The organism is Dyadobacter sp. CY347, assembly GCF_021502655.1.
Classification (GTDB): domain Bacteria; phylum Bacteroidota; class Bacteroidia; order Cytophagales; family Spirosomataceae; genus Dyadobacter.
In genome coordinates, this window is the sequence record NZ_JAKFFT010000002.1 from 1,077,107 (window position 1) to 1,102,477 (window position 25,371).

The window sequence follows — 25,371 nt, forward strand, 5'->3', positions numbered from 1 at the left end:
GGTTTGAAAAACCTTCTTGATTAATCCCCCAGCATTTTACGCAGATATTTCGCAGCCTTGGTAAGCGATCCCAGCTTGTCGGACAATGTGCCGATCAATGCACCGTCGGCTTGCTCAATGTCGCTCATGTTGATGCCTGATTCAAGTTGTTTCGGATAGATCAGCAACAAGCTTTGCTCCTGGAAGTAATTGGAAAAATAACCGGGAAGTTTTTCCAGTTGCGAAAGATAGGACGCCGATCCTTTTCTGGCAGAAACAACAACAAAAAGGTCATCAATTTTCAGCTCGCGTGAAAAGATCAGGAAATCGTCCCAAGCACTGAAAACGCTGAATTCCACCTCCACCGTGGTTGTTTTCCGGGCCAGGATACTTCTGATCGCCTTAATGGTTTGTCCCGAAGCGTAAAAATGAATAGGCATCGCATTGATCTTTGCCAGCGCGAGCACCTTACCTAGCCAGTGCAGAAAGCCCGGCTCGTTGCTGCCTGCGGGCGGCACGGCCACCACAATCCGCGTGAGCGTGTTAAAAGGCTGGGCTGGCTTGTAAATGTAGATCGTTTCAAAGATCCGCTTGACAATGTTCTCAACCTTGGGGCCAAGAAAAGTTTTGTGATCCGTCTTCTGGTGTAACCCGATCACTACATCCGTAATGTTCTGTTCCTTAATGGAATAGGTGATGCCGTTGCTGATATTGGCATCGTAACGCGTCAGCGGAACCAGCATATTTTCCGATGAGCTGGCATGCTGAACTGCCTTATTAAGGATTCTCTTGCCGTGAGAAGCCGAGTCATTTTTTTGATCTTCGTCGGTAACAATGTGCAGGCCGTACAAGGGAATCGAAGTGCGTTTTCCTTTTAGCATAACACCAAAATCCACCAGGTCGGCAATCATATCAGTATAGGATAGCGAAACCAGGATTTTCTCATTGGTGACTGCATCGGCTTCCTCTGTGCTTTCTTCTTCCTGCGAGAGTGCGAGCTTTTTGGAGGCACGCTCCACTACAAACGAGCTTACTGCGCAGCTCACCAGAATCAGCACAATGGTGCCATTCAGTACATCTTCGTCCAAAAGCCTGATGGGCTCGCCCAGTGCTGTTTCCCCTATGATAATGTTATATCCAACCAAAATGATCGCCAGCGTGGCGGCCGCATGAGAGGCGCTCAGGCCAAAGATCATCAGCCCTTCGTCAGCAGTCAGCCGGAACACTTTCTGCGTGATCCAGGCGGCCAGGAACTTACTCGCCAATGCAACGACCAGAATTACACCCGCCACTCTCAACGCGCCCCAACCATGTGTTAATACGCTGATATTGACGAGCATACCCACGCTGATCAGAAAAAAGGGAATAAACAGCGCGTTGCCCACGAAATCAATGCGGTTCATGAGCGGAGACGAATGGGGGACAAATTTATTTAAAACCAGACCTGAAAAAAAGGCGCCGATTATGGCCTCAACGCCAGCGATCTCTGCCAAAAATGAGGCCAGAAAAACCATCGCCAGTACAAATATGTATTGCGAAATGCTGTCGTCGAAACGCTTGAAAAACCAGCGGCAGATCATTGGAAAAACAAACAGCACAACCGCTACAAAAACAAAAAATGAGAAGCCAAGCTGAAACCAGAATGCCGGTGAAACGTCACCCTTGGACATGCCTGCAACACCTGCCAGGATAAGGAGCGCCAGAATGTCGGTGATCATGGTCCCGCCCACCGTCATGTTGATGGCCCGGTTTCTGGTAACTCCGTATTTGCTGGCAATGGGATAGGAAACCAATGTGTGCGTGGAGAACATGCTGGCCAGCAGCAGGGAGGACAACAATCCATAACCCAATATGTAGTAACTGGCCAAGGTGCCCGTTATCAGTGGCAGTAAAAATGTGGTTAATCCAAAGACAATGATCTTGTTACGGTTCTTTTTGAATTCGGCCAAGTCAATTTCCAAACCTGCAAGAAACATAATGTAAAGCAAGCCTACCGTTCCGAAGAGCACAATGCTGCTATCGCGGCTGAGCAGGTTTAATCCATACGGCCCCACGATCATTCCTGAAATAATGAGCCCGATAATGTGTGGGACTTTGATCCGGTTGAAAAGGATTGGTGCAAAAAGGATAATAAAAAGCACCACCGAAAAGATAATAACGGGGTTTTTGAGAGGTAATGAGAGATCCAGTAACAGCAACGAAGTCATACGCACGAGTTTAGGGTTTTTTCTGCCGTTCGGCAGTCAGGGTGTAGCGGATTTTGCAATCGGTGCGCTCCACTTCCCGCGTCCCTTCCATTTTGCCGTCTTTCAGTTCCAGCATGATACGCATTACCGACTCGGAGCCGGGCTGACCATTGGTTGCTTCAAGACGGGTTTGGGTAAAAGAACCGTTGTAGATCCTGGACAGTTCGTTTCCCGTAAAAGTATTTACGACAATTCCTTTGTTCTGATAGGCAATTTCCCAGGTTTCCGTTTTCGAATCCCCGATGGCCGATCCGCTGCAATTCGTTTCCGTGCAGCGCATTTTAACGATCCATTTGCCCGTGACCGGCTGGGCCAGCAGGGAGTCGGTGACCGCAGTGGAATCCTGTAATTGCTTTTTCTTCTTTTCCTGCAACTCCTTTTCCAGCAGCGTCAACCGCTGTTCCCATTGCATTAATGTTTGCTCTTTTTCAGCGATCTGCTGCTCTCTTTTGGTCAGCTGCGCTTCCTTTTCCTTATATCCGCAACCCTGCAATGCAGCTGCGAAAAACAGAAAAAATAATGTCCATCTCTTCATGCATGTCCTTTTTTAGCGCATGTAAGGTGGGTAATTTAATGCAGGATTTCAAACTGTTCAGACCAAAATCACCGATTTGTTGGCAGGCTCCGTGCCTTTGTCAAGGGCATCAATGCTGCTGAGCGTGACATGAGCAATTTCCGAAAGGGCCTCATTCGTGAAAAAACCCTGGTGCGCAGTTACGAGCACATTGGGAAAACTCATCAGGCGCTGAATGGTGTCATCTTCGATAATGCTTTCCGAAAGATCTTTGAAAAACAACTTTTCCTCCTGCTCATACACGTCAATGCCAAAGTGCGCAACATGCTTGTTTTTCAGTGCATCGATCACATCCGGCGTATCGATTAACCCGCCGCGACTGGTATTGATCAGCATCACGCCTTTCTTCATTTTCTGCAATGTTTGAGCGTTGATCAGGTGGTGTGTATGCTCGTTGAGCGGGCAATGCAGTGAAATGATGTCCGACTCGCTCAGTACAGTATCAAGATCCTGATAATCAATTCCCTGTGCTTGTAAATCTGCATTGATGGCAATGTCGTAGGCGATCACCCTGCATCCGAAACCCTTCATGATCTTGCAAAATGCGGTCCCGATCTTGCCAGTTCCGATTACACCGACAGTCTTACCATATAAATTGAAGCCCATCAGGCCATTCAGGGAAAAATTCTGCTCCCTTACCCGGTTATAGGCTTTATGTGTTTTGCGGTTAAGCGTCAGCAGCATGGCAACAGTATGCTCAGCAACGGCCTGTGGTGAATATTCGGGCACCCGGCAAACCCGGATTCCCTTTTCGCGCGCCGCTTCCAGATCAACATTATTAAAGCCCGCGCACCGGAGCGCGATGATCTTAACCCCTTTGTCTGCCAGCACCGTAATGACCTCGGCATTCACCTTATCATTGACGAAAACACAAACGGCCGTTTGCCCCTGAACCGCTTCCACGATGTGCGGGCCCAGATGGGTTTCCAGGTATTCCAGCTCAAATCCATAGCGCTCATTGTGCAGATCGAAAAATGTGCGGTCGTATGGTTTGGCAGAGAAGAATAAGATTTTCATGAATGCGGTGATTAGTTGAAGGGAAATTCAGCAAAGCTCCCATGCAAAGAACGTCTTTCCAATGACATTTATCATTTAAGGCGGCAATCCGCGTCAACTTTTCTTTGGGCATGCTCATCTAGTTTTGGCTTATTATTATCCAAATGCGCAAACCATGCACCATACATTTCATATCCCGGTTTTAGGCCTCGGATATTCGGTTGATACCCCAATAAAAGTGGCCCATTACGGAATTTCATCGGTCATGTCGATCGTCGATGACGAGATGATCGAACGAATGAGAAAGCACCATACCATTGCCAATGGTGAAGTTTTTACACCCATTCATACCAACGAGGACGATTTCCGCAGCCGGCGCATTACGGCATATCTGAACCTCGTCGACCGTATTGTGGACAAGAATTTTGAAGCCCTGAAAAAGCAGTCTTTTGAAGATGGCACAGAACTAAATCGGTATTTCCAGCTCTTGCCTGAGCATTCAGCGCTGAAACAGGAGTATATTTTAATGTACGAAACAGAGTCAATAACGCAAAAGCAGCTTTTGCAGGCAACATTGAAATCGCAGCTTGCCAAAGGCGCCATCGATGTAAACATTATGTCGAAGGTGGATAAGCTTAACAAAGATGTTTACGGAGAAAACCTGGCAGACGAGTTTTCAGACGCTTCGGCTGCACTGCGCGGATTTGCCCAAAGTACATTGTCTTCATCGCTGGTACTTTCGGCAGGCATGAATCCGCGTCTTTATAATTATCTGGAAAGCTTCGCTGATTTTTTTCCGGACCAACAAGGACATTATAAAAAGCAAATTATCCTGAAAGTAAGCGACTTTCGGTCTGCATTTATTCAGGCTAAATATCTTGCTAAAAAAGGCATCTGGGTTTCCGAGTTCAGGATCGAATCGGGTCTTAACTGCGGCGGACATGCATTTGCAACGGATGGATTTTTGCTGGGGCCTATCCTGGAAGAGTTTAAATTGAAAAAACAGGAAATGCTTTCCGAGCTGTTTGCATTGTACCAGGCTGCATTGAACGCGAAAGACATTGTTATCGATAAAATTCCTGCTTTGCGTATCACGGTTCAGGGCGGCATAGGCACTGCCCGGGAAGATGAATTTTTACTGAAACATTATGAAGTCGATGCAACAGGCTGGGGGAGTCCGTTCCTGCTTGTGCCCGAGGTTACCAATGTCGACGAAAAGACGCTGCAAGACCTGACCCATGCCGATAGCAGTGATTATTATGTGTCCAATTCCTCACCGCTGGGCGTTTTGTTCAATAATTTCAAAAGGAGCAGCGCCGAAAAGCAGCGTTTGGAAAGGATCGCAAAGGGAAGACCCGGAAGTCCATGCAAGAAAAAATATCTGGTCTCTAATACAGAATTCACCGCAGAACCGATCTGCACGGCCTCCCGTCAATATCAGAATCTGAAAATAAAACAGATCCAATCCCTGGGTTTGACAGCGACTGAACGCGAGGAACAAATCAATGCCGTTACCGAAAAGCTTTGCCTCTGCGAAGGCCTTAGCACCTCAACATTAATCAAACATCAATTGCTGACAACAAGAGAAAATCACGCCGTTTCCATTTGCCCGGGACCCAATCTTGCCTGGTTTTCGAAAATTCACAAACTCACGGAAATGGTCGATCACATTTACGGCAGGATCGACCTGCTGTCTGATGTGGTTCGCCCGAACATGTTTATCAACGAAATCGCCTTATATGTAGCCCATTATCAAAAGGATATGGCTTTAAATGCATTGCGAATAGACACTAAGAAGCAGAAATATCTCGAAAAATTCAGAACCCAGCTTGTGCAGGGAGTTGAATATTACAAAGCGCTGATACCGCAGTTTACTCGGGAAACAGAGGCCTATCGAGAAGCTATGATGCGCCAATTAAAAGCATTTGAGCAACAACTACTGCAAACGGAACTCGCCAGCATTCACGCATAAAAATCCCGGACTAATGTAACATTGTACAACCTGTTGCATTAGTCCGGGATTGTCTTGCTGCTAATTTCGCATTCTTACCAACTTTTCATACTCGAAAACGGTGATCAGGCTTCCTTTCATGTCGATCAGGCGTTCCTCTTTAAAATCTGAAAGCGTGCGGATCACTGTTTCGGTTGCCGTGCCTACCATGGATGCGATATCTTCCCGGGTGATGGACATGGAAAATGGCTTGGCTTTATCTTCCTGGTAGCGCTGGACCAATGTTACCAGTGCCTGCGCTACTCTTTTTCTGACAGAGTTGTACGCTAAATGCAACAGGCGCTCCTCCCGGTCTTTGATTTCGTTGGAAAGCATGCGGATAAATTTGGAAGACACTTCGCGGTTTCCCTGCAAAAGGTTGAAGAAATCGTCCTTTGGGATCATCGAAACCTCGGCTTCTTCCAGTGCAATGGCGCTTTCCTGGTAAGGCTCGCCCTGCAAAAGATCTAGGTAGCCAAAAAAATCGCCTTCTTTATACAGGTCTGTAATGTATTCTTTCCCGCTGCCGTTTGATTTATAGGCTTTTACTTTTCCTTTTTGCAGGAAAAAAACACTGGAAGGAAAACTGCCTTCGGTATAAACGGTCTCTTTTTTACGCAATGTCTTGACCTTTTTATCTTCTGCCAGCTTGGCGATCAGGTCGAAGGATTTGGCTTCCTCAATAAACTGGTCCAACCCCTTTGCCGAACGCTCAAACTGCCGTTTAAGCCTTTCGCTTTTTTTAAGGCGCATTTCCACAATGTTGAGCAGCTCCACATCGTCATAGGGCTTGGTCAGATAATCGTCTGCGCCCATCGTCATGCCTTTGCGATAATCTTCCTTCTCGGCTTTTGCTGTGAGGAAGATGAAGGGAATGTTGGCTGTGTGCTCATCCTTACTCAGCAAGTGCAGCACGCCGTAACCATCCAGTTCGGGCATCATAATGTCACAAATGATCAGGTCCGGATTGAATTCATTGGTGAGGCGCACGCCTTCCTTGCCATGTGGTGCGGTCATGACTTTGTAACTGGCCAGTTCCAGGATTTCAGCCGTATTTTCCCGCATCTCGGGGTTGTCCTCTATCAGCAATATTTTTTTAGGTTCCACAATCAGATGTTGGGTTGGTACTTAATCATTTTTGGCCTGCGCAGGCATGACGTTGGGAAGTTGTACAAAAAACGTAGTTCCTTTCCCAGTTTCACTGGAAAAAGTGACGTGGCCGCCCATTAAGGTCACATAATTGTTGACAATGTTCAGGCCCAGGCCGGTTCCCTGCGTCGCGCCTGCATTGTGCGCGCGGAAAAACCGGTCGAAAATATTCGGCTGGTCTTTTTCAGGAATGCCAATTCCTTCATCGTGCACTTCAATCCCGACCTGAGCGGCGCTTGCATTAACTTTCAGTAAAATATTTTTGCCGGGATCAGAGTATTTAATGCCGTTTGAGAGCAAATTAAACAGAATGTTGCGCAGCAACTGCTTATCGAGCCACACTTCCGTATTGCCATGATATTCAAACTGAATGTGCTGTTTTTCCTTACAAAGGCCCTGGATCTCGTCGATCAGGTTTTTGCAATAAGCATCCAGGTCTACCTGCACCGGAATGCTGTGTACGCGTCCTTCTTCGAGCTTGCCTATCGACAAGAAATCGTTCAGGATCTCTGTCAGGTTGGTCACCGCCGATTTGATCCGTTTTACGTGCTTCTGACGCTTTTCTTCCTCCTCGGTCGTGCCATAACGGCCTATTAGTGAAGCGGATGAAAGAATGGTGGCCAGCGGCGTCCGGAATTCGTGCGATGCAATGGTGACGAACTGGCTTTTCATATTGTTGAGCTCTTTTTCCTTCTTCAAAGCCCGTATCACTTCTTCTTGTGAATCTTCCACTTTCTTGACGGCTTCCGCCAGTTCTCTTGTGCGTTGTTCAACCCTTTCTTCCAGTTCCGCATTCAGTTTTTGTATTTCAAGATTGGCCTCCCTGATGCGGTTCTCCTGCTTTTTTCGTTCTGTTATATCAATCACAAAACTCACTACGAACTCGCCGTCACTTGTTTTGAACGGGCTCAGGCTCACTTCCACAGGAAATTCGCTCCCATCGGACCTTCTTGCAAACAGGTCCATCAAATGGCCCATACCCCGTGCACGTGGCGCTTCCAGGTAATGGTCGCGGTAATGCACGTGGTTGGCAGCATATCTTTGCGGGATCAGCGCTTCTATTTTCTTACCGATCAGATCCAGGTCCGAATAGCCAAAAAGTTCTTTGGCTTTGGGGTTGAGCATTACAATTGCGCCTGCTTTGTCCACTACTACAATCCCCTCTGTGGCATGCTTAAAAAGGGCATCTAGCATTTCAATATGCCGTGTCATCACTTTCGTATGAATTAATATATCACTATCAAACATCAGAAAGGTACACTACAATGGTGAAAGGGACAAGGTTTTAACTGGATCAGACCGTCTGGCTGAAAAGCTGGGCGGCCGGTTGGGATTCCCACAAAAGCGCATCGAAAGCCATACAAATGTTCCTGATGAACGGTTTCCCTTTTTCAGTAACCCTCAGGCTGAACGGCAGTAATTCAATGAGCTCGTCGAATTCCAGTTCGTCCAGGCGCTCGATGGACTGGAACACTTCTTCACAATAGTCGTTGGTTTTGGCCCATGAAGTTTCAAACTGCGTCATCAACCTTAAAATATGGCGCCGCAGGATCAGATCTTCCCGCGTCAGCTGGTGACCTCGTGCAATGGGGATCGCGCCTGCTGCAATACGTTGGTAATAATCTTCCACCTTTTTTTCGTTCTGCACATAACCTGTCCAGCTGTCGCTGATCGCAGACGCGCCGAGGCCTACGAGCAGCTGCGTGTGCGTGTCGGTGTAACCCATGAAGTTGCGGTGCAGTCGCTGTTCCTGCTGTGCTTTGTAGAGCGTATCGCCCGGCAAAGCAAAATGGTCCATACCAATATCCTGGTAACCGGCCACTTCCAGCGCATTTCTGCCTGTTTCGTAAATGGCCATTTTTTTATCGGCGTCCGGCAGGTCTTTTTCGGTAAAATTTCTTTGTCCGGGTTTGATCCAGGGCACGTGTGCGTAGCTGTAAAAGGCAATGCGGTCGGGTTTGAGCTGGATCACGCGCTGCATGGTTTCCATCATGTAACATGCTTTTTGGAATGGTAAACCATATACAATGTCATAATTTACAGATGTATAGCCAATTTCGCGGGCCTTTAATGTGAGGTGTTTGACCTGCTCATACGTTTGCACGCGGTTGATAATGGCCAGTACAATGGGATTAAAATCCTGAACCCCAATGCTGATCCGCCTGAAACCTACTTCGAAAAGTGTTTGCAGGTGCTCGTCCGTTGTATTGCCAGGATGGGCCTCAAAGCTGAACTGCGCTTTTGGATGAACAACTGAATCTTTTAGTATTCCCAAAATCAGCATTTCCAGGTTTTCAGGACTAAAAAAAGTAGGCGTGCCGCCACCCAGGTGTATTTCCCGGATCACTGGTTTGGTTTCGCCGAAGCTTGCTATGTACATCTGCCACTCCCGAAGGACAGCGTTAATGTATTTAGTTTCAACGGCATGGTTGACGGTAATGCGTGTATTGCAGCCGCAGTAAGTGCACAAACTTTCGCAAAACGGCAGGTGGACGTAAAGGCTGATGCCCTCTTTCTGGTTAGAAACTTCAAAAGCATTCATAAACAGTTCCTTCCATTTTTGCTGGGTTGGAGGTGTTTTCTGCCAGTAAGGAACGGTTGGATAGCTCGTGTAACGGGGTCCGGGTGTATTGTATTTGAACAGCAGGTCCTTATCCATGGTAATCGTATTTTAATTGGTTACTATGAATCAAAACTAGGCTTATAGCGCTCGGAAAAACATGACTTTGGTCAGGATTAAAACTAACCTTGGTTTTCTCTGAACCTTGCTTGGAGCGACTGGGGCGGCTATTTGCCGTGGCATTCGGTGATGGGTTTGGCTTTGGAACGGGCCGCGTGCGGATACTCGAACATGGTGCTGCGGTAAAGAAGCCATATGCCGGCCACGGCAATGAAAACAGGTGTGATTTGGTGAAATTTGCTCCGGACGGCGGGTGTGATCCAGTTTTTGAAGAAGCCTACCGCCATCATGGCGGGCCAGGTGCCCATGCCGAAAACAAACATAAAAATGCTTCCGCCAGCGCTGCTTCCTGTTGCTAACGAGCTCATTAATGCAAGGTAAACGAGTCCGCAGGGGAGCAGTCCGTTTAAAGATCCGAGCAGAAACCAGCCGTGCAACTTGCGGCTGTGCAGCAATGCCGACATTCTTTTTTTAATGAGATTAACCGGCTGACGCAAAAAACCGGGCGCGACAAGAAATCTGGCAAATGCTTTTGGCCAGAAAACATAGGCCAGCATAAACAGCCCGGCCAGCACGGATACGTATTTGAGGTAACCCATCAGCGCCAGCGCATTGCCGAATATGCCCACGGCGGCGCCCAATAATGCATAGGAGCATGCCCTGCCAAGATTATAAACAAACAATCCCGAGGTTCGCTGCCAGGCATTGCCTTTTTGAACAGGAAGCGCCAGTGCAATTGGCCCGCACATGCCGATGCAGTGAAAACTGCTGAGCAGTCCCATGGTCAAAGCCAGGTATGGAAGGGCAATGTTCAATGGTTCCTTTTATTTGTGACTGATGACGATTACATCCTCAGTCCAGTAGGCCTGATCTTTATTTTTCCAATCGATTTGCAGATGGTAACTGCCCTCTGGAATGTTGCTGACAGGAATAATCTGCGTGTGGTTCTGAGCAGATATCTTGAATTTGCGGTCATTTTTATCATTGGACGGGCAGTACAAATTAATCTCGCCGGTCAAATCAGCTTCCTGAACACTGCCGGGAAATACAATGCTGATTTCCCTCGTCGTTACTTGCCATTTTACAGGATCGGTAAGCGCTGCCGACCGTTCTTTTTTGTCAATTTTATCCTGAAAACCGATTTCTTCTTCGTAGTAATGCTCCGTTACCAGGTCAATTTTCTGGCCAATGCTCATACTGACCAACAGCAATATCATGGCTACAAAACCCAGATACAGCGCGGTGATGCCTACTCCCCAGTTGATTTTCATGATCGTTTCTTTTATTTAATTTTCTGGTGCCATGAATGTAGTTTCAAACTCTTCAAGCTTTTTATTATCCTGATAGACAGTTAGTTTCAATGTTGTCTTGCGCTTTTTTAATTCATTGCCCGGCACAATGATAAACACAGTGCCTTCAACCATTCCGGCGGGTTCAAGTGACAGATCAGGTGCTTTCGAGCCGGATTTTCCGGCTGATGCTCCGGAACGCCGGCCGCCGGCAAAAATCAGCTTACCCCGAATGCCTTCCAGCCTGATCTCCGGCACAATAGCATGGTTGGTTTTGTTGAAAATCTTGAAAGTATAAAGGTTTGTAATGCTCTGATCCTTGTTTTCAATGTATTGGCTGCCCTGCGCGCGCAGCAACATGGTCTGCGTATCCGTTCTGGACACCACCATAAATCCCAGCACCGACCACAGCAAAACCAGCATGACCATTGCACCCACGACCCGCGGCGTAATGAGCTTATTGGTTTTCTTGACAATTGCATTTTCGGAAGTGTAGCGGATCAGTCCTTTTTCAAATCCAACTTTTTCCATAATGTTATCACAGGCGTCAATGCAGGCCGTGCAGTTCACACATTCCATTTGCAGGCCGTTTCTGATGTCGATGCCTGTCGGACATACAGCTACACATTGATGGCAGTTGACACAATCGCCCTCGGTACGTTCCTGATTTTTATGGATTTTTCCCCGAGGTTCGCCCCGCTCGTAATCATAGGCAACATTAATGGTGTTCCGGTCCATTAGCACGCCCTGCAAGCGCCCATAGGGACACACCACAGTGCATGCCTGATCGCGCAGCCATGCAAAATTGAAATAGAAAATGGCCGTGAAAGCGATGATGCCGCCAAAAAGGGGCAGGTGGTCTGCAATGGGTTCGCGGATAATTTTAGAAAGCTCGTCCACACCCAGCACATACGACAGCAACAGATTAGCAATCAGGAAGGACACGATCATGAACGCCGTGTATTTGGCCGTTTTTCTCAGGATCTTGTCTGTGTTCCAGGGCGCTTTGTTGAGCAGTTTTTGCTTGGTTGCATTGCCTTCAATGGCGTATTCGATCTTGCGGAAAACCATTTCCATAAACACCGTTTGCGGACATGCCCAACCACACCACAACCGGCCGAAAATAGTGGTAAAAAGCACGATAAAAACCATGAACGACAGCATCGTAAGGCCAAAAAGCCAGTAATCCTGCGGGCCTATGAAAATGCCGAAAATGATGAATTTGCGTTCCAGCACATTGAACAACAGCAAAGGCTGGTCATTGAATTTGATAAATGGGGTTGCAAATAAAAGCGTCAATATCAGCACTGTAAACCAAACCCTTCGCGTATGCCATTTGCCGGTTGGTTTTTGGGGGTAAAACCAATTGCGTTTTCCATCCTCATTTACCGCATTGAAATGGTCGCGGAATGATTCGTCGGAATCGTTGATGACATGCTGAGCCGTATTCATATTCGTAGTGTGAATGATTCGCTTGTTTAATTGTCTGCAACCTGATCGCCGCTAATGAGTTCGCCCTGAGGTTCTTTCGGGCTGGCTGGTTTGGTGCCTTTTAAAGAATGCACATAGCTGGCCACTTTTTGAATGTCGGTAGGCGACAGCTGCTTTTCCCAGGAGATCATTCCTTTTTCAGGGACGCCATATTTAATGACTTTGAAAAGATTTTTAATCCCGGCACCATGCAGCCAGTACGCGTCTGTCAGGTTCGGGCCCACGCTTCCTCCGCCATCGGGTCCATGGCAAGCGGTGCATTTTTCCTGGAAAATGGCTTTTCCCTGTCCGATTGCCGCTTCTTCACCGATCAGCGTCACCGTGTTTTCATCCATGGATGCGCCTACTTTTGCCATATAAGCCTTCTTGTCAATTTCTGCTTGTGCCACCTCTTTTTCGAGTTCGGCAAGTTGGTAATCGCCTATGCCGCTGAAATAGTAAGCCCCGTAACCGATCCCGATCACAACAGTGGCCAGGAAAAGCGATTGCAGCCAGGGCGGCATGCGGTTATCCAGCTCCTGAATGCCATCATAATCATGGCCCTGGATGATCAGCTGATGTTCCTGGCCGGGCAGAATGCTCATGCCCGCGAATTTTTTCCACCAGGAAATAACCGCGTCTGTATGTGCTTCTGTTTTGGCTGGCGCCGAGATTTTTCGAAGTAATGTTACGGTGTTAACCAATGCGATTACAACCATTAACCCCGCAAAAAACAGGATAGAAAGCAAAACGAGTAGGATAAGCTCGCTGCCGCTGATCGCACGGATAGGTTCTGCCTGATCCTGCGCAAAGGCCGAGCCACCCATCGCGAAAAAGAAAAGTACGGAAAGCAATCCCTTTTTGATTACACCATCATTCAATGGCATACTCTCCATTTTTTGCAGCGATTTTTTATCAATCCCAATCACAAAAACGATCAGCGACACGAAGAAGACAAAAAATATAATAAGCGAGATCAACGGGTAAATGCCTATGCCGGCAATGGTTTCAAGATATGTTCGGAATTTCATAATTCAATCATTTTTTAATATCAGTTCCTAATCTTTGCAGGTAAGCAATAAGTGCAATGATCTCCTTGTCTTCATTGGCCTTGATGCCGCTTTGTTTCAGCCGGGTTTGTATTTCTTTGGCTTGTTTGCTCAGATCGGCGTTAGCCATTTTATCGTAACCTTTTTCATAAGGCACGCCCAATGTTTGCATGGCGCGGATCTTGGCCGCTGTTGTGCTGGTGTCCAGATCGTCTTCCAGCAGCCAGCCATATCTTGGCATAATGGAGCCGGGCGACATCGTGGTGGGATCTTCCATGTGGTTATAGTGCCAGGAATCAGGATATTTTCCGCCTATCCGGTGCAGGTCCGGGCCTGTTCGTTTCGAGCCCCACTGGTGCGGGTAATCGTAAACAAATTCACCCGATTTGGAATATTCTCCATAACGTTCGATCTCAGAACGGAAGGGACGGATCATTTGGGTATGGCATACATAACAGCCTTCACGGACATAAATATCACGTCCCTGCAATTCCAGCGGAGTATAAGGTTTCACTGATGCAATCGTGGGCACATTGGATTTGATCATAAAGGTTGGGATCATTTCGATCATCCCGCCAATGGCTACGGCGATCAGCGCGAAAACGGTCAGTGCCAGCGGTTTGCGTTCGAATAGCCTGCGGTGCCAGTATTCACTTTTCTCGGCATGCCATATGGCGCTCAAAGGCATTGCTTTGGCAGTTTCGGTGGCGATGAGCTTGCCTTTCAGCGCCGTCATCCACAAGTTATAGATCATCACAATGAAGCCGACAATGTAAAGCGTGCCGCCTACACTGCGCAGAAAATACAGGGGTTTGAGCTGTGTAACGGTTTCAAGGAAGTTGGGGTATTTCAAAAGTCCTTCCTGCGTGAATTCCTTCCACATGGAGCTTTGCACCCAGCCAGCCCAGTACATGGGAATGGTGTAAAACAAAATCCCGAGCGTTCCGATCCAGAAGTGGAAGTTGGCAGCCTTTTGAGAATATAACGGACGTCCGTATATGCGTGGGAAAAGCCAGTACAAAATCCCGAATGTCAGAAAGCCATTCCATCCAAGGGCGCCTACGTGAACGTGTGCAACGATCCAGTCGGTGTAGTGAGCAATCGCGTTTACGTTTTTGAAAGAAAGCATCGGGCCTTCGAATGTGGCCATACCATATGCGGTGATGGCTACAACCATAAATTTCAATACAACATCTTCACGTACTTTGTCCCAGGCACCACGCAGGGTCATTAGCCCGTTGATCATCCCGCCCCAGGAAGGCGCCAGCAGCATGACCGAAAATACGGTCCCCAGCGTCTGCGCCCATTCGGGAAGCGAAGTATAAAGCAAATGGTGCGGCCCTGCCCAGATATACAGGAAGATCAGCGCCCAGAAATGGACGATCGAAAGCCGGTAGGAATAGATAGGACGGTTAGCCGCTTTGGGAAGAAAGTAATACATCAGTCCCAAATAAGGAGTCGTAAGAAAAAACGCCACGGCATTGTGTCCGTACCACCACTGTACGAGTGCATCCTGCACACCTGCGTACACAGAGTAACTTTTGAATAACGAAACAGGCAGCGCCATACTGTTGACCACGTGAAGCATGGCAACGGTCACAAATGAAGCAATGTAAAACCAGATCGCAGCATAAATGTGCTCCGTACGGCGGTTAATGGTGGTCATTACCAGGTTAATAAGCGCCGCGACCCATACTACGGCAATGGCAATGTCAAGCGGCCATTCCAGTTCGGCGTATTCTTTGGAAGTGGTCAGGCCCATGGGTAATGTGATGGCGGCAGCCAGAATGATGAACTGCCACGCCCAGAAATGGATCCGGCTCAGCAGCGGGCTCCACATTGGCGTCCTGAGCACACGCGGTGCAGAATAATACAAACCGGTAAAAAAACCATTGCCTACAAATGCAAAAATCACCGCATTGGTGTGCAGCGGCCTGATGCGGCTGAAAGTAAGATACGGCAGATCCATATTCAGATCAGGGAAAACCAGCTGTAATGCAGCCAGCAGCCCGACGAGCATACCGATAAGACCGAAAAGTATTGTTGCAATGGCGAAATCCCGCACAATGCGGTTATCGTATTGGAACTCATCCAGTTCAACGGTTGCCAGAGCAGGATGGGGAACGTTTGACATAATTCAGGTAAAATTTAGTGAATATCTTTTGTGTTGTTCTTGGATGCATCGCTGGTGGTATCATCGAAGAGGATGCGTATGGAAGGCGTATAGTCATCATCGTAATGCCCTTTCCGCACCGACCAGATGAATGCGCCTAAAAAGGCCAGGGCGATGGCGAGGCTGGCGATAATCATGACGAACATTGCGCTCATTTTGAAAGAATCTTTAATCGTTTGTATGATCCAAAACTACCGGATCGGTCCGAGCAGAAAGATGATGACAGCGTGGTTCACAACTGACCTTCGTCAGTTTTTCAAAATCCTGCTGGCAGACAAGTTGCTGGCTATGGTGGTAAAGCCCACAATGGAAATCAAACTGACGGGCATCAGAATGGCTGCTAGTACTGGCGAGAGCTGGCCGCCTATGGCAAAGAATAGTCCTCCCACGTTGTATATCAGCGATATAGCAAAGCTGGCCTTGATGATTTTCTGGCCCCGACGCGCCAGGTTGATGAAAGCAGGCAAATGCGAAAGCTGCTTGCCGTCGATGATCATGTCGCAAGACGGGGTGAAATTATTGATGTCATCAGAAACGGCGACGCCTACATTACTTTGTTGTAACGCCCCTGCATCATTAAGCCCGTCACCCACCATCAGTACATTTCGATGCTTCTTTTGCTGTAATGCTGCGATAAATGCCAGTTTGTCTTCGGGTTTTTGTTTGAAATACAAATGGGCATAGGTCCCGAAAATCTGGGCGAGATAATCCTGATCCGTCGGTTTGTCGCCGGAAAGCAGGTAGGTTTTAAATCCATGATCACGAAGCTTTTCAATGGTTTGTGAAAGGTTTTTCCGGTATTTTATGCTGACCATAAAATATCCTGAACAGACGCCATCAATGCTGACATACACCCTGGAAAAGCGATGATCATTTTCAATTTTTTGTTCTCCTACCCAGTCGGCCGAACCCAGTTTGATGGTGTGATTCCCAAAAGAACCCTCGATCCCCGAGCCGCTGGCTTCTTTATATTCTGAAATGTTTTGCTGTTCTGTATGAACTTCCGCCAGGCCTTTCACGATCAACCTGCTCAGCGGATGAGCGGATTGTGTGGCAAGTTTCTTTACCATGGACATTTGCAGGTCGGTCATTTTTGTGCCGATAAATGCAACTTCGGCGTCTTCGGGGCGGGTTATGGTGCCCGTTTTATCAAAAACTACGGTATCGATTTTGGAAAGGCGTTCGATGGCATCCGCATTTTTGGGATAGCATTGATTTTTACCAAAAAGGGCCATCAGGTTGCCATTGGTGAATGTAGAGGAAAATAGCAATCCGCAGGGGCACGCTACCAAAAGGCACGTAGTAAATGCGCGGAAGGCCGTTTCAGGATTTTTGAAAATAAAAAACCAGACGGCAAATGTGAGCGAGGCAATGATCAAAACGATCACTGAAAAATACCGGTTGATGCGCGCGGCCAGCATCTGGTTCTGATCCTCTTTTGGTTTGTTAAAACTCTCATTATTCCAAAGCTGCGTCAGGTAACTTTGTGAAACTTTCCGCATGATTTTCAGCTCAATAGCGGGTCCGGCTTGCTTGCCGCCTGCATAAATCGTATCGCCTTTTTTCCGCCTGACCGGCTCGGCTTCGCCCGAGACAAAACTGTAATCGATCAACGCTTCCGCGCTTAGCAAAACAGAATCGGCCGGAATCAGCTCGCTATTTCTGACCAGGATAATGTCCGCTGCATTCAGATCCGTGACTGGTGTCCTAACCTCAGCCTTCCCAGTTAATACTGAAACTGCAACCGGGAAATACGACCGGTAATCGCGGTCGAAGGAAATGCCGGCGTAGGTTTTGTCCTGGAAAAATCGGCCGGTAAGCATAAAAAAGACTGCGCCGGTGAGGGAGTCAAAATATCCCGAGCCGGTGCCGGATATGATCTGGTAAAGGCTTAAACTAAAAATGGACACCAGCGCGATGACGATGGGGGCATCAATGTTCAGATATTTTCCTTTGAGGGCAGCCCATGCGGATTTGAAAAAATCACTGGCGCAATATAGCAAGACAGGAATGGCCAGTGCCAGGTTCAGCCAGCCGAATGTGGCCCGCAAGCTCTCATCAAATGCATCTTTGCCCAGATGAAAATACTCCGGAAAGCTGAGCATCATTACATTACCAAAACAAAAACCGGCAATGCCGATTTTATACAACCTTTTACGGTTCCACTTTTTAACCTGCTCACCCGCAATGTCGTTCAGGCTGATATAAGGCTCATAGCCGATGCTCGATACCAATGTCGCCAGCTCGCTAAGCTTCACTTTTTCAGCTTCAAAGGTAATCCTGACTTTCTTTTCAGGAAAATTAACCACCGAACTTCGGATCGCTGGATTGAATTTGTAAAGCTGTTCCAAAAGCCATATACACGAGCTGCAATGCATTTTTGGAATGTACCAACTAACCTGCGAAAGATGGCCATCGGTGAATTCCAGGATTTTAGCATGGACATCGGGCAGGTCCAGATAGTCGAATTTGCCTTTAAAAAACGATTTGTCGGGCGAGATGCCGGCTGAGCCGTCAATGATGTAATAATCACAGAGTTCGCTGACTTTTAAGAGATCATAAACGTGATAACACCCTTTGCAGCAAAAAGAATGTTCGTCGGCGCTGATGGTTTCCTCCCGGCAGGCTTCACCACAATGGTAACACGTATTTTCGGTCGGTTTTCCAGCCGCCGGGATAATGGTATTGATTTCTTGCTCCATGCTATTGACTTCGTAATGCTCCCTCAAAATTGAAGAAAGATTATGTCCGTAAATTTGACGGAGGTTTGCCCGGAAACTGACTTTGGTCAGTTTCGAGATCTTATGGAAAATTTGAGAGCCGGATAATTTCGAAATTCATCTTCCTGGCACTATATTGGTATGGCACAGCACGAATTGATTTGAACTTTGTAATTATGGGAACAACGAGTTACGCTTACGATCTGCCGGGAACCGTTTCGGCTGTTTTTTTTACCAAAAAGAATGCTGAAAGTGCTTACCAGGCATTGCTGCGGCTGGGTCATACGGAAGACGATATTTCCGTGCTGATGTCGGATGAGACATTGAGCAAGCATGCCAATCAAGTCAGCGAAAGTGCTCCTTATGAGGCCGATGGGTTCGTTGAGACCGATGAAGAAAAGCCCAAAGAAGGAGCGAAGCACCTGATCGCCGGGGCCATTATTTCCATCACTTCCATGATCTCACTGCCCGAACTGGGCATTTCCATTTCCAGGAGGCTGATCGGAAAAGTGGAAGAAAAGCCTGAGAACAAAACCATCAGTCACGTCATTGCCACCCAAATCCCGGAAGCGCATTGTGATACTTATGAAACAGGCATTAAGGAAGGCGGGATTATCATTAGCGTGGACCCCAAAAACCGCGCAGAAAGGGACGCCATTGTCAGGGAATTCCGAAACAACGACGGCCACGACATTCTTGGGGATGACGGTTATACGGAGCTGGACTAATACTCAGGCATCATTCAAATAGCTCTTCCTGTGCAAATGCATCCTATGCGAGTGAATTTTCGGCGATCCATATTATTTGTTTTTGAGTTCTTTTACGTCGCTTGTATCACCGGCCTTCACAAATTCTGCTGCGGTGGCCTCATTAAAACCGTTCATGACCAAAAGATCAGGATATTGCCTTCCAACCTGGCTTACGGCGCTGTCCGTAACGGCGGATTGCCACACATAAATGGAGCGAAGTGCTTTCATGCCTGCTACGGCTTTCAGGCCCGCGTCCCCCACTTTGGTATCGACAACATTAATATAGCCCAGATAGGGAAGGGGCTTTAATTGTGCGATGCCCTTGTCGGTAATGGTGGTGTGCTCAACATGCAGTTTGCTCAGGTTGGGAAACTTTGCGATCTGCGCGAAAGCAGCGTCGGTGATAGCGGTGCCGCCTAGTTTCAGCCAGGTAATCTGCTGGGCAACGGGTTTTAAAAGCTCCATTTGCTTGTCGGTGAAACCGGGCAGGTTTACCGCGCTGATTTCAAGCAGGTTTTGGTCCTGGGATAATGTATTGACAATAAGCCCTGCTTTTCTTAAATCTTCAATAACCCGCTCATCCGCCTTTGGTACTTTCAGGCTCAGGACGCCGGGCTCTTTGGCCTGGTCCGAGCCAGCATTGCCGCCCTTTGTCAGGGAAGCCAATGCAGGTTTAACGGCCTCAGAGACGGTTAGTTGTGAAACCTTCTTATCAGCCGGAGCGCCCTGATCGATCCACCAGGAAAGCAGCGCGATCTGATCTGTTGTCAGCTGCGGCTTGCCCTTTGGCGGCATATGATCGTCATCGTTTTCGGGCAACAGGCAACGTTTGATCATATCGCTTTCCGCGCTTTTTCCTGCAATGAATGCGGGGCCATTTTCTCCGCCTTTTGCCAGTAATGCCAGTTGGTCCATCCGCAGGTCACCCTTGCTTTTGCTGGCACTGTGGCATTGGGTGCATTTGGTTTGCAGGATAGGCTGTACTATGTCGGCATAAACGACGGCTTGCTGCACATCTGCAATGGGCTTAATTTCAGTCGGTTCTGCTTTAACAGGTGGTAAGCCAGCCAGGCTGCGGAAGGGTTCGGGTGTATATTGTGTTAAATAACCCGCTCCGTGTGTGAGCGAGCCGCCATCATGGCCGGCGCTTAATGTGAGCACGGTGGCAATCAGGATAGCGGGAAGGAAAATGCGCTTACCGGCAGGCATTGCCTTTTGCAGTTTATCAGATTTGACAAGCCAGGCTACCCATGCAAAAACGGCAACGCCTATTCCCTTCCACATATGGTTATCGAGCAGGTCGGCATCATAACCACCGCTTAATGAGAGCAGATAACCAGCCGCGCAGGCAAATGTCGCGCTGATCGCAGACCATAGCAGGATAAAAACAACCACGTTCTCGCTGACAGCCATCTTGCCCCAGCGCCTGCCCACTTCGAGAAGGGCTGCAATTAATAAAAACCCAATCGGGCAATGTACGATGGCCGGATGGAACCTGCCTATGAATGTGGCCCAGGATGAATCCTGCAATAAAATAGAATGCATGTTAAAGGGTTTAGTACTTAGGCAATTACTTCTTTTACAACCTTTCCTTCTGTGTCGGTAAGCCGGAAATTTCTTCCCTGGAAAGGATAGGTGAATTTTTCGTGGTCAAAACCCATTAAATGAAGAATTGTTGCCTGTAAATCATGAACATGCGTTCTGCCTTTGGTGCCATAATAACCCAGTTCGTCAGTTTCTCCGTGTGAAAAACCTTGCTTAACCCCGCCACCGGCCATCCACATCGTGAATGCGTCCAGATGGTGGTCGCGGCCCATGAATGGCATGACGAGCCCGTTCCGGTTTTCCTGCATGGGCGTCCTGCCAAATTCAGCGCCCCATATCACGAGTGTTTCTTCGAGTAATCCCCGCATTTTCAGGTCCTTGATCAATGCTGCAACAGGCTGATCGGACTCGCGGCATTTCTGGCGCAGGCCGCCTTCTACATTATGATCTTTGGAAGTGCCGTGGCCGTCCCAGCCCCAGTCGAAAAGCTGCACGAAGCGTACATCGTTTTCAACCAGTTTGCGCGCCAGCAGGCAGTTCATGGCAAATGTGCCTTTGCCGGGCTTTACGCCGTACATATCCAGGATAAATTGTGGCTCCTTGGAAACGTCCATCACCTCAGGGACAGACATTTGCATGCGGAATGCCATTTCGTACTGGCTTATCCGCGTCAGAATTTCAGGGTCCTTAACGTCCTCGTAAGTTTGTTTATTGATTTCATTAATGGCTTCAATGGTCTGCTTGCGCATATCGCGGTTCATGCCGTTTGGATCGCTCACATATAACACGGGATCGCCGCCGGTGCGGCATTGCACGCCCTGGTAAACCGAGGGCAGGAACCCGCTGCCGAAAACGCTCTTACCTGCATCGGGCTGCTGTCCACCCGAAGCAAGCACGATAAAGCCCGGGAGATTCTGATTTTCAGATCCCAAGCCATAGACCGACCATGCGCCCAAACTAGGCCTGCCAAGCCTTGGGCTTCCCGTATGCATCAGCAACTGTGCAGGCGCGTGGTTGAACTGATCTGTATGCATGGCTTTTAGAAAGGTGATCTCGTCTGCAACCGTTTGCAGGTAAGGCACATAATCAGACATCCATGCGCCGGACTGGCCGTATTGCGCGAAATGTCCCTGAGGCCCCAGCATTTTGGGAACGCCTTGAATGAATGCGAATTTTTTGCCTTCCAAAAACTCGGCAGGGCAGTCCTTTCCATGATATTTCACCAGTTCCGGCTTATAATCAAACAGTTCGAGCTGGGAAGGAGCGCCGGCCATGTGAATGTATATGACTCGTTTGGCTTTTGGCGCAAACTGTGGAATGCGTGATTTGGCAATTTCGCCGCCCGCATGATCAGCCGCCGCCGAAGGCCCGCACGAATCCAGCATCGTCCCAAGTCCCAATGCACCCAGCCCAAAACCCACCGACTGCAAAAAGTGCCGCCGCGTTTGGTGAAGCAATGCCGTATGTTGGAGTTCTTTTCGTAGGTTTTCCATGTTTTTGATCTTTTCTGGATCCCCGGGATGAATCCCGGGGTAAAATATCTGGCGCCCCTGATGGGGCTTTTTTTTGCTTGTTGACTCGTTTTAAACCCGGAATGAATCCCGGACGTTTTTTTAACCCGGGATGAATCCCGAGTCTGGAATATCGTTCGCCCCTGACGGGGCTTTTTTCGCCTAACTAACTTCTTCCAGCCAATGCCCAGTTATCATCAATAAGAGCCATCGGCTCGATCATCTATTGCCCCGGGTTTCAACCCGGGGATAAAAAGAGCTATTCCTTTGTAATAACATTATCCAGATTGAGCATGACATTGGCTGAGATGGTGAGCGCAGCTAGTTCTGGGGTGCGCTCTTTTCCATAGGCCAGCATGCTGTCGGCTTCCACAGGTTTTTTCTTGTAGGCGTGCAGCGCCTGATTATAGACTTTCACCAGCACATTCAGGTTTTTTTGTTCAATGCTTTGGAAAGTCAGCATGCGGTAACCCTCCGTGAGTTGCTGCGCGGGCGTTTTTCCGCGTTGCTGCATTCGGGTGGCCAGTTTTTCTGCGGCTTCCAGGTATACCGGATCATTTAATGTGACCAAGGCCTGCAACGGTGTATTGGTCAGAATGCGCCTGGATTGACAGAATTCCCGGCTTGGCGCATCGAATGTGACCATGGAAGGGTAGGGTGCTGTGCGCTTCCAATAAGTGTAAACGCCGCGACGGTAACGGTCCTCACCTTCGCTCAAAACCCACTTCTCACCACTGTATGGCGATTGCCAGATCTTGTCAGGCTGTGGTGGCATCACGCCCGGGCCGTACATTTTGTCCGAGATCAAACCGCTGCATGCAAGTGCCTGGTCGCGGACTTGCTCGGCGCTGAGCCTCACGCGGGGGCCCCGGGAGATCCAGATGTTGTAAGGATCTTTTTCCAATTTGTTTTCGTCCGTTTTGGAACTCTGGCGGTAAGTGGAGGACATTACGATGGTTTTCAGCATTTTTTTAATGCTCCATTTATCCTGTTCAATAAACTTGACGGCCAGCCAATCAAGCAATTCCGGATGTGTCGGCTCGGCTCCCTGGGAACCGAAATCTTCGACTGTTTCTACAATTCCTTTACCAAATAACTGCTCCCAGAACCGGTTTACGATCACGCGGGAAGTCAATGCGTTATCGCGGCTGACGATCCATTTGGCCAGACCTACGCGGTCCCGGGGCGCGTCTTTGGGCATTGGAGCAAGCAGCTTTGGCACGTCAGGTTTTACTTCCGCGCCTTTGACCATCCAGTTTCCTCTTACAAACACGTTGGTTTTGCGCGCAAAATCACCTTTTCCTTCCCAAATCACGGGCATACTTTCCGTCTGGCGTGTCAATATGGTTGCGTAGTCGGCCACAATGTTGTTGTATTCAGGCTTGTCCTTGCCGGGTAATGCTTTCTGGAATGCCATCCAGGTGATGCGCACCCATTCGTCGGGGTTTTTAGTGCTTTTTAAGGATAGGAAAATGTCGTGTTTTCCAGGCGTTTTGATCAGCGGTGCAATGACCACAGAATCTCTGACAGGCATATTGATTTGAGAAATAACCGGCCCGTCGAGCTTGTCCAAATGCAGCGAAAGCACCGCGTTCTGCGCTTTGGTGGAGACATTCAGCACCACATTATCGGCATTGGACAGATCCACGCCGGCGATCTTGGCATTTCCATTGTTTTTTACACCATAATAAGAGATCAAAAGCACGGTCGATTGATCGCCTTTTACAAAATTGTGCGCATTGATCTTGGGCTCCATCACCTTCATGAACTGCGTTACTTCGGGCAGTTGCTCTGGCCTGGTTTCCCTGATCCAGCTCTTTACACGCTCTACGCGCACGGAATCTTCCCCTTTGTAAAACCGCATCTTAGGCCACTCATCCCACACATCTTCATCACGGGTGTTGTTGAAAAAGGCCATGTATTTGTAATAATCCTCGTGCGGAATGGGGTCGTAGGGATGGCTGTGACATTGAATGCAGGCGAATGTGGTTCCCTGCCAAACCTCCCAGGTTGTATTAACCCGGTCAATTTGCGCGGCGGTGCGGAATTCCTCGTCGTCGGTCCCGCCTTCGTTGTTGGTCATCGTGTTGCGGTGATAGCCCGTGGCGATCATGTTCTCTTCCAGCGGGAAGCCGTCTTTGTCTTTTTGTAACAAATCACCTGCCAGCTGCTCGATGGTAAACTGGTCAAATGGCTTGTCCTGATTGAATGATTTGACCACATAATCCCGGTAACGCCACATCGTCCGCCCCCCGTCACTTTCGTAGCCTTTTGTATCCGCATAACGCGCCAGATCCATCCACATGGAAGTCCAGCGCTCACCATATGCGGGCGATTTCAGCAATCGGTCGACTACTTTTTCGTATGCGTTTTCAGATTTATCATTGACAAAATCAGCGACTTGCTGCTCGGTTGGCGGAAGCCCTGTCAGGTCCAGGCTGACGCGGCGGATCAATGTTGCGCGGTCGGCTTCGGCAGAAACATTGAGGCCTTTATCTTTTAATTTATACAGGACAAAATGGTCAATTTCATTCGTAGCCCATTTTTTATCTGCATTGTCAAGTAATCCAAAGAGGTTACTAAAACCGTTCAGCGAAGGAACATCAGGTTTTTCTATCTTTTTATAAGACCAATGTGTTTCCCATTTGGCACCTTGATTGATCCATTTTTTTAGAATATCAATTTCCTCTTCCTTCAAAGGCGTGCCGTTTTTTGGCATTTTCTCGTCGGGATCGTCGCTTAATATGCGGCGGATCATTTCGCTGGCATCCGCATCGCCGCGAACGACCGGGATCTTGCCTGATTTGCCCGGCTCCATCATTTCATGCTCAAAAAGGAAGCTCACATCGCCCGCCTTCTTTACGCCACCGTGACAGCCCATGCAATGTTTGTTCAAAATTGGCTTCACCTCGGTGTTGTAATCCACCGAGGATGAGCCCAGCGAGCCCAAAAGCCAGAAAAAGGAAGATACGGCAATGATAAGAACCCCCGCGCCAATAAATATTCTGTTACTCAGCATCCTTCAATTTTTTTGTTAAAAAAATCAATCGCCTATGACTACTGCCAGGTCGCATTCTGCTTCCCATTTGGGTTGCCCGGCAACTCTATCACCGGCAGAAGTAAAACATAGTTTTTTGCCTTAGCTACCCGGTCGACATTGTATTTTTTGGCAAAATGTTTTATTTATATACCAAGATAATCAATTGGACGGCTGAATTTACTCTTCCGGCGGAGTTCGGGATACATTACTT

Annotated in this window: 18 protein-coding genes; 2 read left to right on the plus strand and 16 right to left on the minus strand. The window is 48.2% G+C overall.

From position 1 onward, the window contains the following. Window positions 1-20: 20 nt before the first annotated feature. Genes L0659_RS05305 through L0659_RS05315 form a run of 3 tightly spaced genes read right to left on the minus strand, consistent with a single transcriptional unit; the run spans window position 21 to window position 3,816 of the window. Complete coding sequence (locus L0659_RS05305; RefSeq protein ID WP_235124659.1) at window positions 21-2,186, minus strand: cation:proton antiporter; 2,166 nt, start codon at window positions 2,184-2,186, stop codon at window positions 21-23. 10 nt (window positions 2,187-2,196) lie between these two features. Then, window positions 2,197-2,760, minus strand: a complete 564-nt coding sequence (locus L0659_RS05310) for a hypothetical protein (RefSeq protein ID WP_235124660.1) — start codon at window positions 2,758-2,760, stop codon at window positions 2,197-2,199. A gap of 57 nt (window positions 2,761-2,817) precedes the next feature. Then, on the minus strand, window positions 2,818-3,816 hold the full coding sequence (locus tag L0659_RS05315; protein WP_235124661.1) for a 2-hydroxyacid dehydrogenase: 999 nt from the start codon (window positions 3,814-3,816) through the stop codon (window positions 2,818-2,820). A 154-nt stretch (window positions 3,817-3,970) separates the two neighbouring features. Here L0659_RS05315 and L0659_RS05320 point away from each other — a divergent pair, with 154 nt between their 5' ends. Continuing rightward, window positions 3,971-5,767 carry a hypothetical protein gene (locus L0659_RS05320; RefSeq protein WP_235124662.1) on the plus strand — a complete coding sequence of 599 codons (1,797 nt, stop codon included), beginning with the start codon at window positions 3,971-3,973 and terminating at the stop codon, window positions 5,765-5,767. Window positions 5,768-5,827: 60 nt separating this feature from the next. Here L0659_RS05320 and L0659_RS05325 read toward each other — a convergent pair whose 3' ends face one another. The 10 genes from L0659_RS05325 to L0659_RS05370 all read right to left on the minus strand — a co-directional run bounded on the left by L0659_RS05325 (window position 5,828) and on the right by L0659_RS05370 (window position 18,297). After that, a complete protein-coding gene (locus L0659_RS05325) occupies window positions 5,828-6,892 on the minus strand; it encodes a response regulator (RefSeq protein ID WP_310590678.1) in 1,065 nt (354 codons plus the stop codon). 21 nt (window positions 6,893-6,913) lie between these two features. Continuing rightward, entirely contained in the window at window positions 6,914-8,146 is a 1,233-nt protein-coding gene (locus L0659_RS05330) for a PAS domain-containing sensor histidine kinase (protein ID WP_235124663.1), read from the minus strand. A gap of 82 nt (window positions 8,147-8,228) precedes the next feature. Beyond that, window positions 8,229-9,593: an oxygen-independent coproporphyrinogen III oxidase gene (hemN, locus tag L0659_RS05335; RefSeq protein ID WP_235124664.1), complete on the minus strand. Its 1,365-nt coding sequence runs from the start codon at window positions 9,591-9,593 to the stop codon at window positions 8,229-8,231. Between the two features lie 128 nt (window positions 9,594-9,721). Next, the gene (locus L0659_RS05340; protein WP_235124665.1) at window positions 9,722-10,429 is read right to left on the minus strand and encodes a sulfite exporter TauE/SafE family protein; all 708 of its coding nucleotides are present in this window, start codon (window positions 10,427-10,429) and stop codon (window positions 9,722-9,724) included. A 9-nt stretch (window positions 10,430-10,438) separates the two neighbouring features. Then, complete coding sequence (locus L0659_RS05345) at window positions 10,439-10,885, minus strand: FixH family protein (RefSeq protein ID WP_235124666.1); 447 nt, start codon at window positions 10,883-10,885, stop codon at window positions 10,439-10,441. 15 nt (window positions 10,886-10,900) lie between these two features. Continuing rightward, entirely contained in the window at window positions 10,901-12,355 is a 1,455-nt protein-coding gene (ccoG, locus tag L0659_RS05350) for a cytochrome c oxidase accessory protein CcoG (protein ID WP_235124667.1), read from the minus strand. 26 nt (window positions 12,356-12,381) lie between these two features. Beyond that, window positions 12,382-13,404, minus strand: a complete 1,023-nt coding sequence (locus L0659_RS05355; protein WP_235124668.1) for a c-type cytochrome — start codon at window positions 13,402-13,404, stop codon at window positions 12,382-12,384. 7 nt (window positions 13,405-13,411) lie between these two features. Then, on the minus strand, window positions 13,412-15,556 hold the full coding sequence (ccoN, locus tag L0659_RS05360) for a cytochrome-c oxidase, cbb3-type subunit I (RefSeq protein ID WP_235124669.1): 2,145 nt from the start codon (window positions 15,554-15,556) through the stop codon (window positions 13,412-13,414). Window positions 15,557-15,570: 14 nt separating this feature from the next. Next, window positions 15,571-15,750 carry a cbb3-type cytochrome oxidase assembly protein CcoS gene (gene ccoS / locus L0659_RS05365; RefSeq protein WP_235124671.1) on the minus strand — a complete coding sequence of 60 codons (180 nt, stop codon included), beginning with the start codon at window positions 15,748-15,750 and terminating at the stop codon, window positions 15,571-15,573. A 93-nt stretch (window positions 15,751-15,843) separates the two neighbouring features. Continuing rightward, the gene (locus tag L0659_RS05370; RefSeq protein WP_235124672.1) at window positions 15,844-18,297 is read right to left on the minus strand and encodes a heavy metal translocating P-type ATPase metal-binding domain-containing protein; all 2,454 of its coding nucleotides are present in this window, start codon (window positions 18,295-18,297) and stop codon (window positions 15,844-15,846) included. A 194-nt stretch (window positions 18,298-18,491) separates the two neighbouring features. Between L0659_RS05370 and L0659_RS05375 the strand changes: the two genes are divergently transcribed. Then, window positions 18,492-19,043, plus strand: coding sequence for a hypothetical protein (locus L0659_RS05375; RefSeq protein WP_235124673.1), 552 nt, complete (start codon window positions 18,492-18,494; stop codon window positions 19,041-19,043). A 72-nt stretch (window positions 19,044-19,115) separates the two neighbouring features. Here L0659_RS05375 and L0659_RS05380 read toward each other — a convergent pair whose 3' ends face one another. The 3 genes from L0659_RS05380 to L0659_RS05390 all read right to left on the minus strand — a co-directional run bounded on the left by L0659_RS05380 (window position 19,116) and on the right by L0659_RS05390 (window position 25,139). Further along, complete coding sequence (locus L0659_RS05380) at window positions 19,116-20,609, minus strand: c-type cytochrome domain-containing protein (protein WP_235124674.1); 1,494 nt, start codon at window positions 20,607-20,609, stop codon at window positions 19,116-19,118. 17 nt (window positions 20,610-20,626) lie between these two features. Continuing rightward, a complete protein-coding gene (locus L0659_RS05385) occupies window positions 20,627-22,102 on the minus strand; it encodes a DUF1501 domain-containing protein (RefSeq protein WP_235124675.1) in 1,476 nt (491 codons plus the stop codon). A 277-nt stretch (window positions 22,103-22,379) separates the two neighbouring features. Continuing rightward, window positions 22,380-25,139: a DUF1553 domain-containing protein gene (locus tag L0659_RS05390; RefSeq protein WP_235124676.1), complete on the minus strand. Its 2,760-nt coding sequence runs from the start codon at window positions 25,137-25,139 to the stop codon at window positions 22,380-22,382. Between the last annotated feature and the right edge of the window lie 232 nt (window positions 25,140-25,371).

What these genes read in the sequence shown, in the direction of transcription:
- ccoS (WP_235124671.1), bottom strand. Translation starts at nt 15,750, where the DNA reads ATGAGCGCAATGTTCGTCATGATTATCGCCAGCCTCGCCATCGCCCTG.
- L0659_RS05380 (WP_235124674.1), bottom strand. Translation starts at nt 20,609, where the DNA reads ATGCATTCTATTTTATTGCAGGATTCATCCTGGGCCACATTCATAGGC.
- L0659_RS05375 (WP_235124673.1), top strand. Translation starts at nt 18,492, where the DNA reads ATGGGAACAACGAGTTACGCTTACGATCTGCCGGGAACCGTTTCGGCT.
- L0659_RS05330 (WP_235124663.1), bottom strand. Translation starts at nt 8,146, where the DNA reads ATGACACGGCATATTGAAATGCTAGATGCCCTTTTTAAGCATGCCACA.
- L0659_RS05320 (WP_235124662.1), top strand. Translation starts at nt 3,971, where the DNA reads ATGCACCATACATTTCATATCCCGGTTTTAGGCCTCGGATATTCGGTT.
- L0659_RS05355 (WP_235124668.1), bottom strand. Translation starts at nt 13,404, where the DNA reads ATGAAATTCCGAACATATCTTGAAACCATTGCCGGCATAGGCATTTAC.
- ccoG (WP_235124667.1), bottom strand. Translation starts at nt 12,355, where the DNA reads ATGAATACGGCTCAGCATGTCATCAACGATTCCGACGAATCATTCCGC.
- L0659_RS05345 (WP_235124666.1), bottom strand. Translation starts at nt 10,885, where the DNA reads ATGAAAATCAACTGGGGAGTAGGCATCACCGCGCTGTATCTGGGTTTT.
- L0659_RS05310 (WP_235124660.1), bottom strand. Translation starts at nt 2,760, where the DNA reads ATGAAGAGATGGACATTATTTTTTCTGTTTTTCGCAGCTGCATTGCAG.
- L0659_RS05385 (WP_235124675.1), bottom strand. Translation starts at nt 22,102, where the DNA reads ATGGAAAACCTACGAAAAGAACTCCAACATACGGCATTGCTTCACCAA.
- L0659_RS05315 (WP_235124661.1), bottom strand. Translation starts at nt 3,816, where the DNA reads ATGAAAATCTTATTCTTCTCTGCCAAACCATACGACCGCACATTTTTC.
- ccoN (WP_235124669.1), bottom strand. Translation starts at nt 15,556, where the DNA reads ATGTCAAACGTTCCCCATCCTGCTCTGGCAACCGTTGAACTGGATGAG.
- L0659_RS05305 (WP_235124659.1), bottom strand. Translation starts at nt 2,186, where the DNA reads ATGACTTCGTTGCTGTTACTGGATCTCTCATTACCTCTCAAAAACCCC.
- L0659_RS05390 (WP_235124676.1), bottom strand. Translation starts at nt 25,139, where the DNA reads ATGCTGAGTAACAGAATATTTATTGGCGCGGGGGTTCTTATCATTGCC.
- hemN (WP_235124664.1), bottom strand. Translation starts at nt 9,593, where the DNA reads ATGGATAAGGACCTGCTGTTCAAATACAATACACCCGGACCCCGTTAC.
- L0659_RS05370 (WP_235124672.1), bottom strand. Translation starts at nt 18,297, where the DNA reads ATGGAGCAAGAAATCAATACCATTATCCCGGCGGCTGGAAAACCGACC.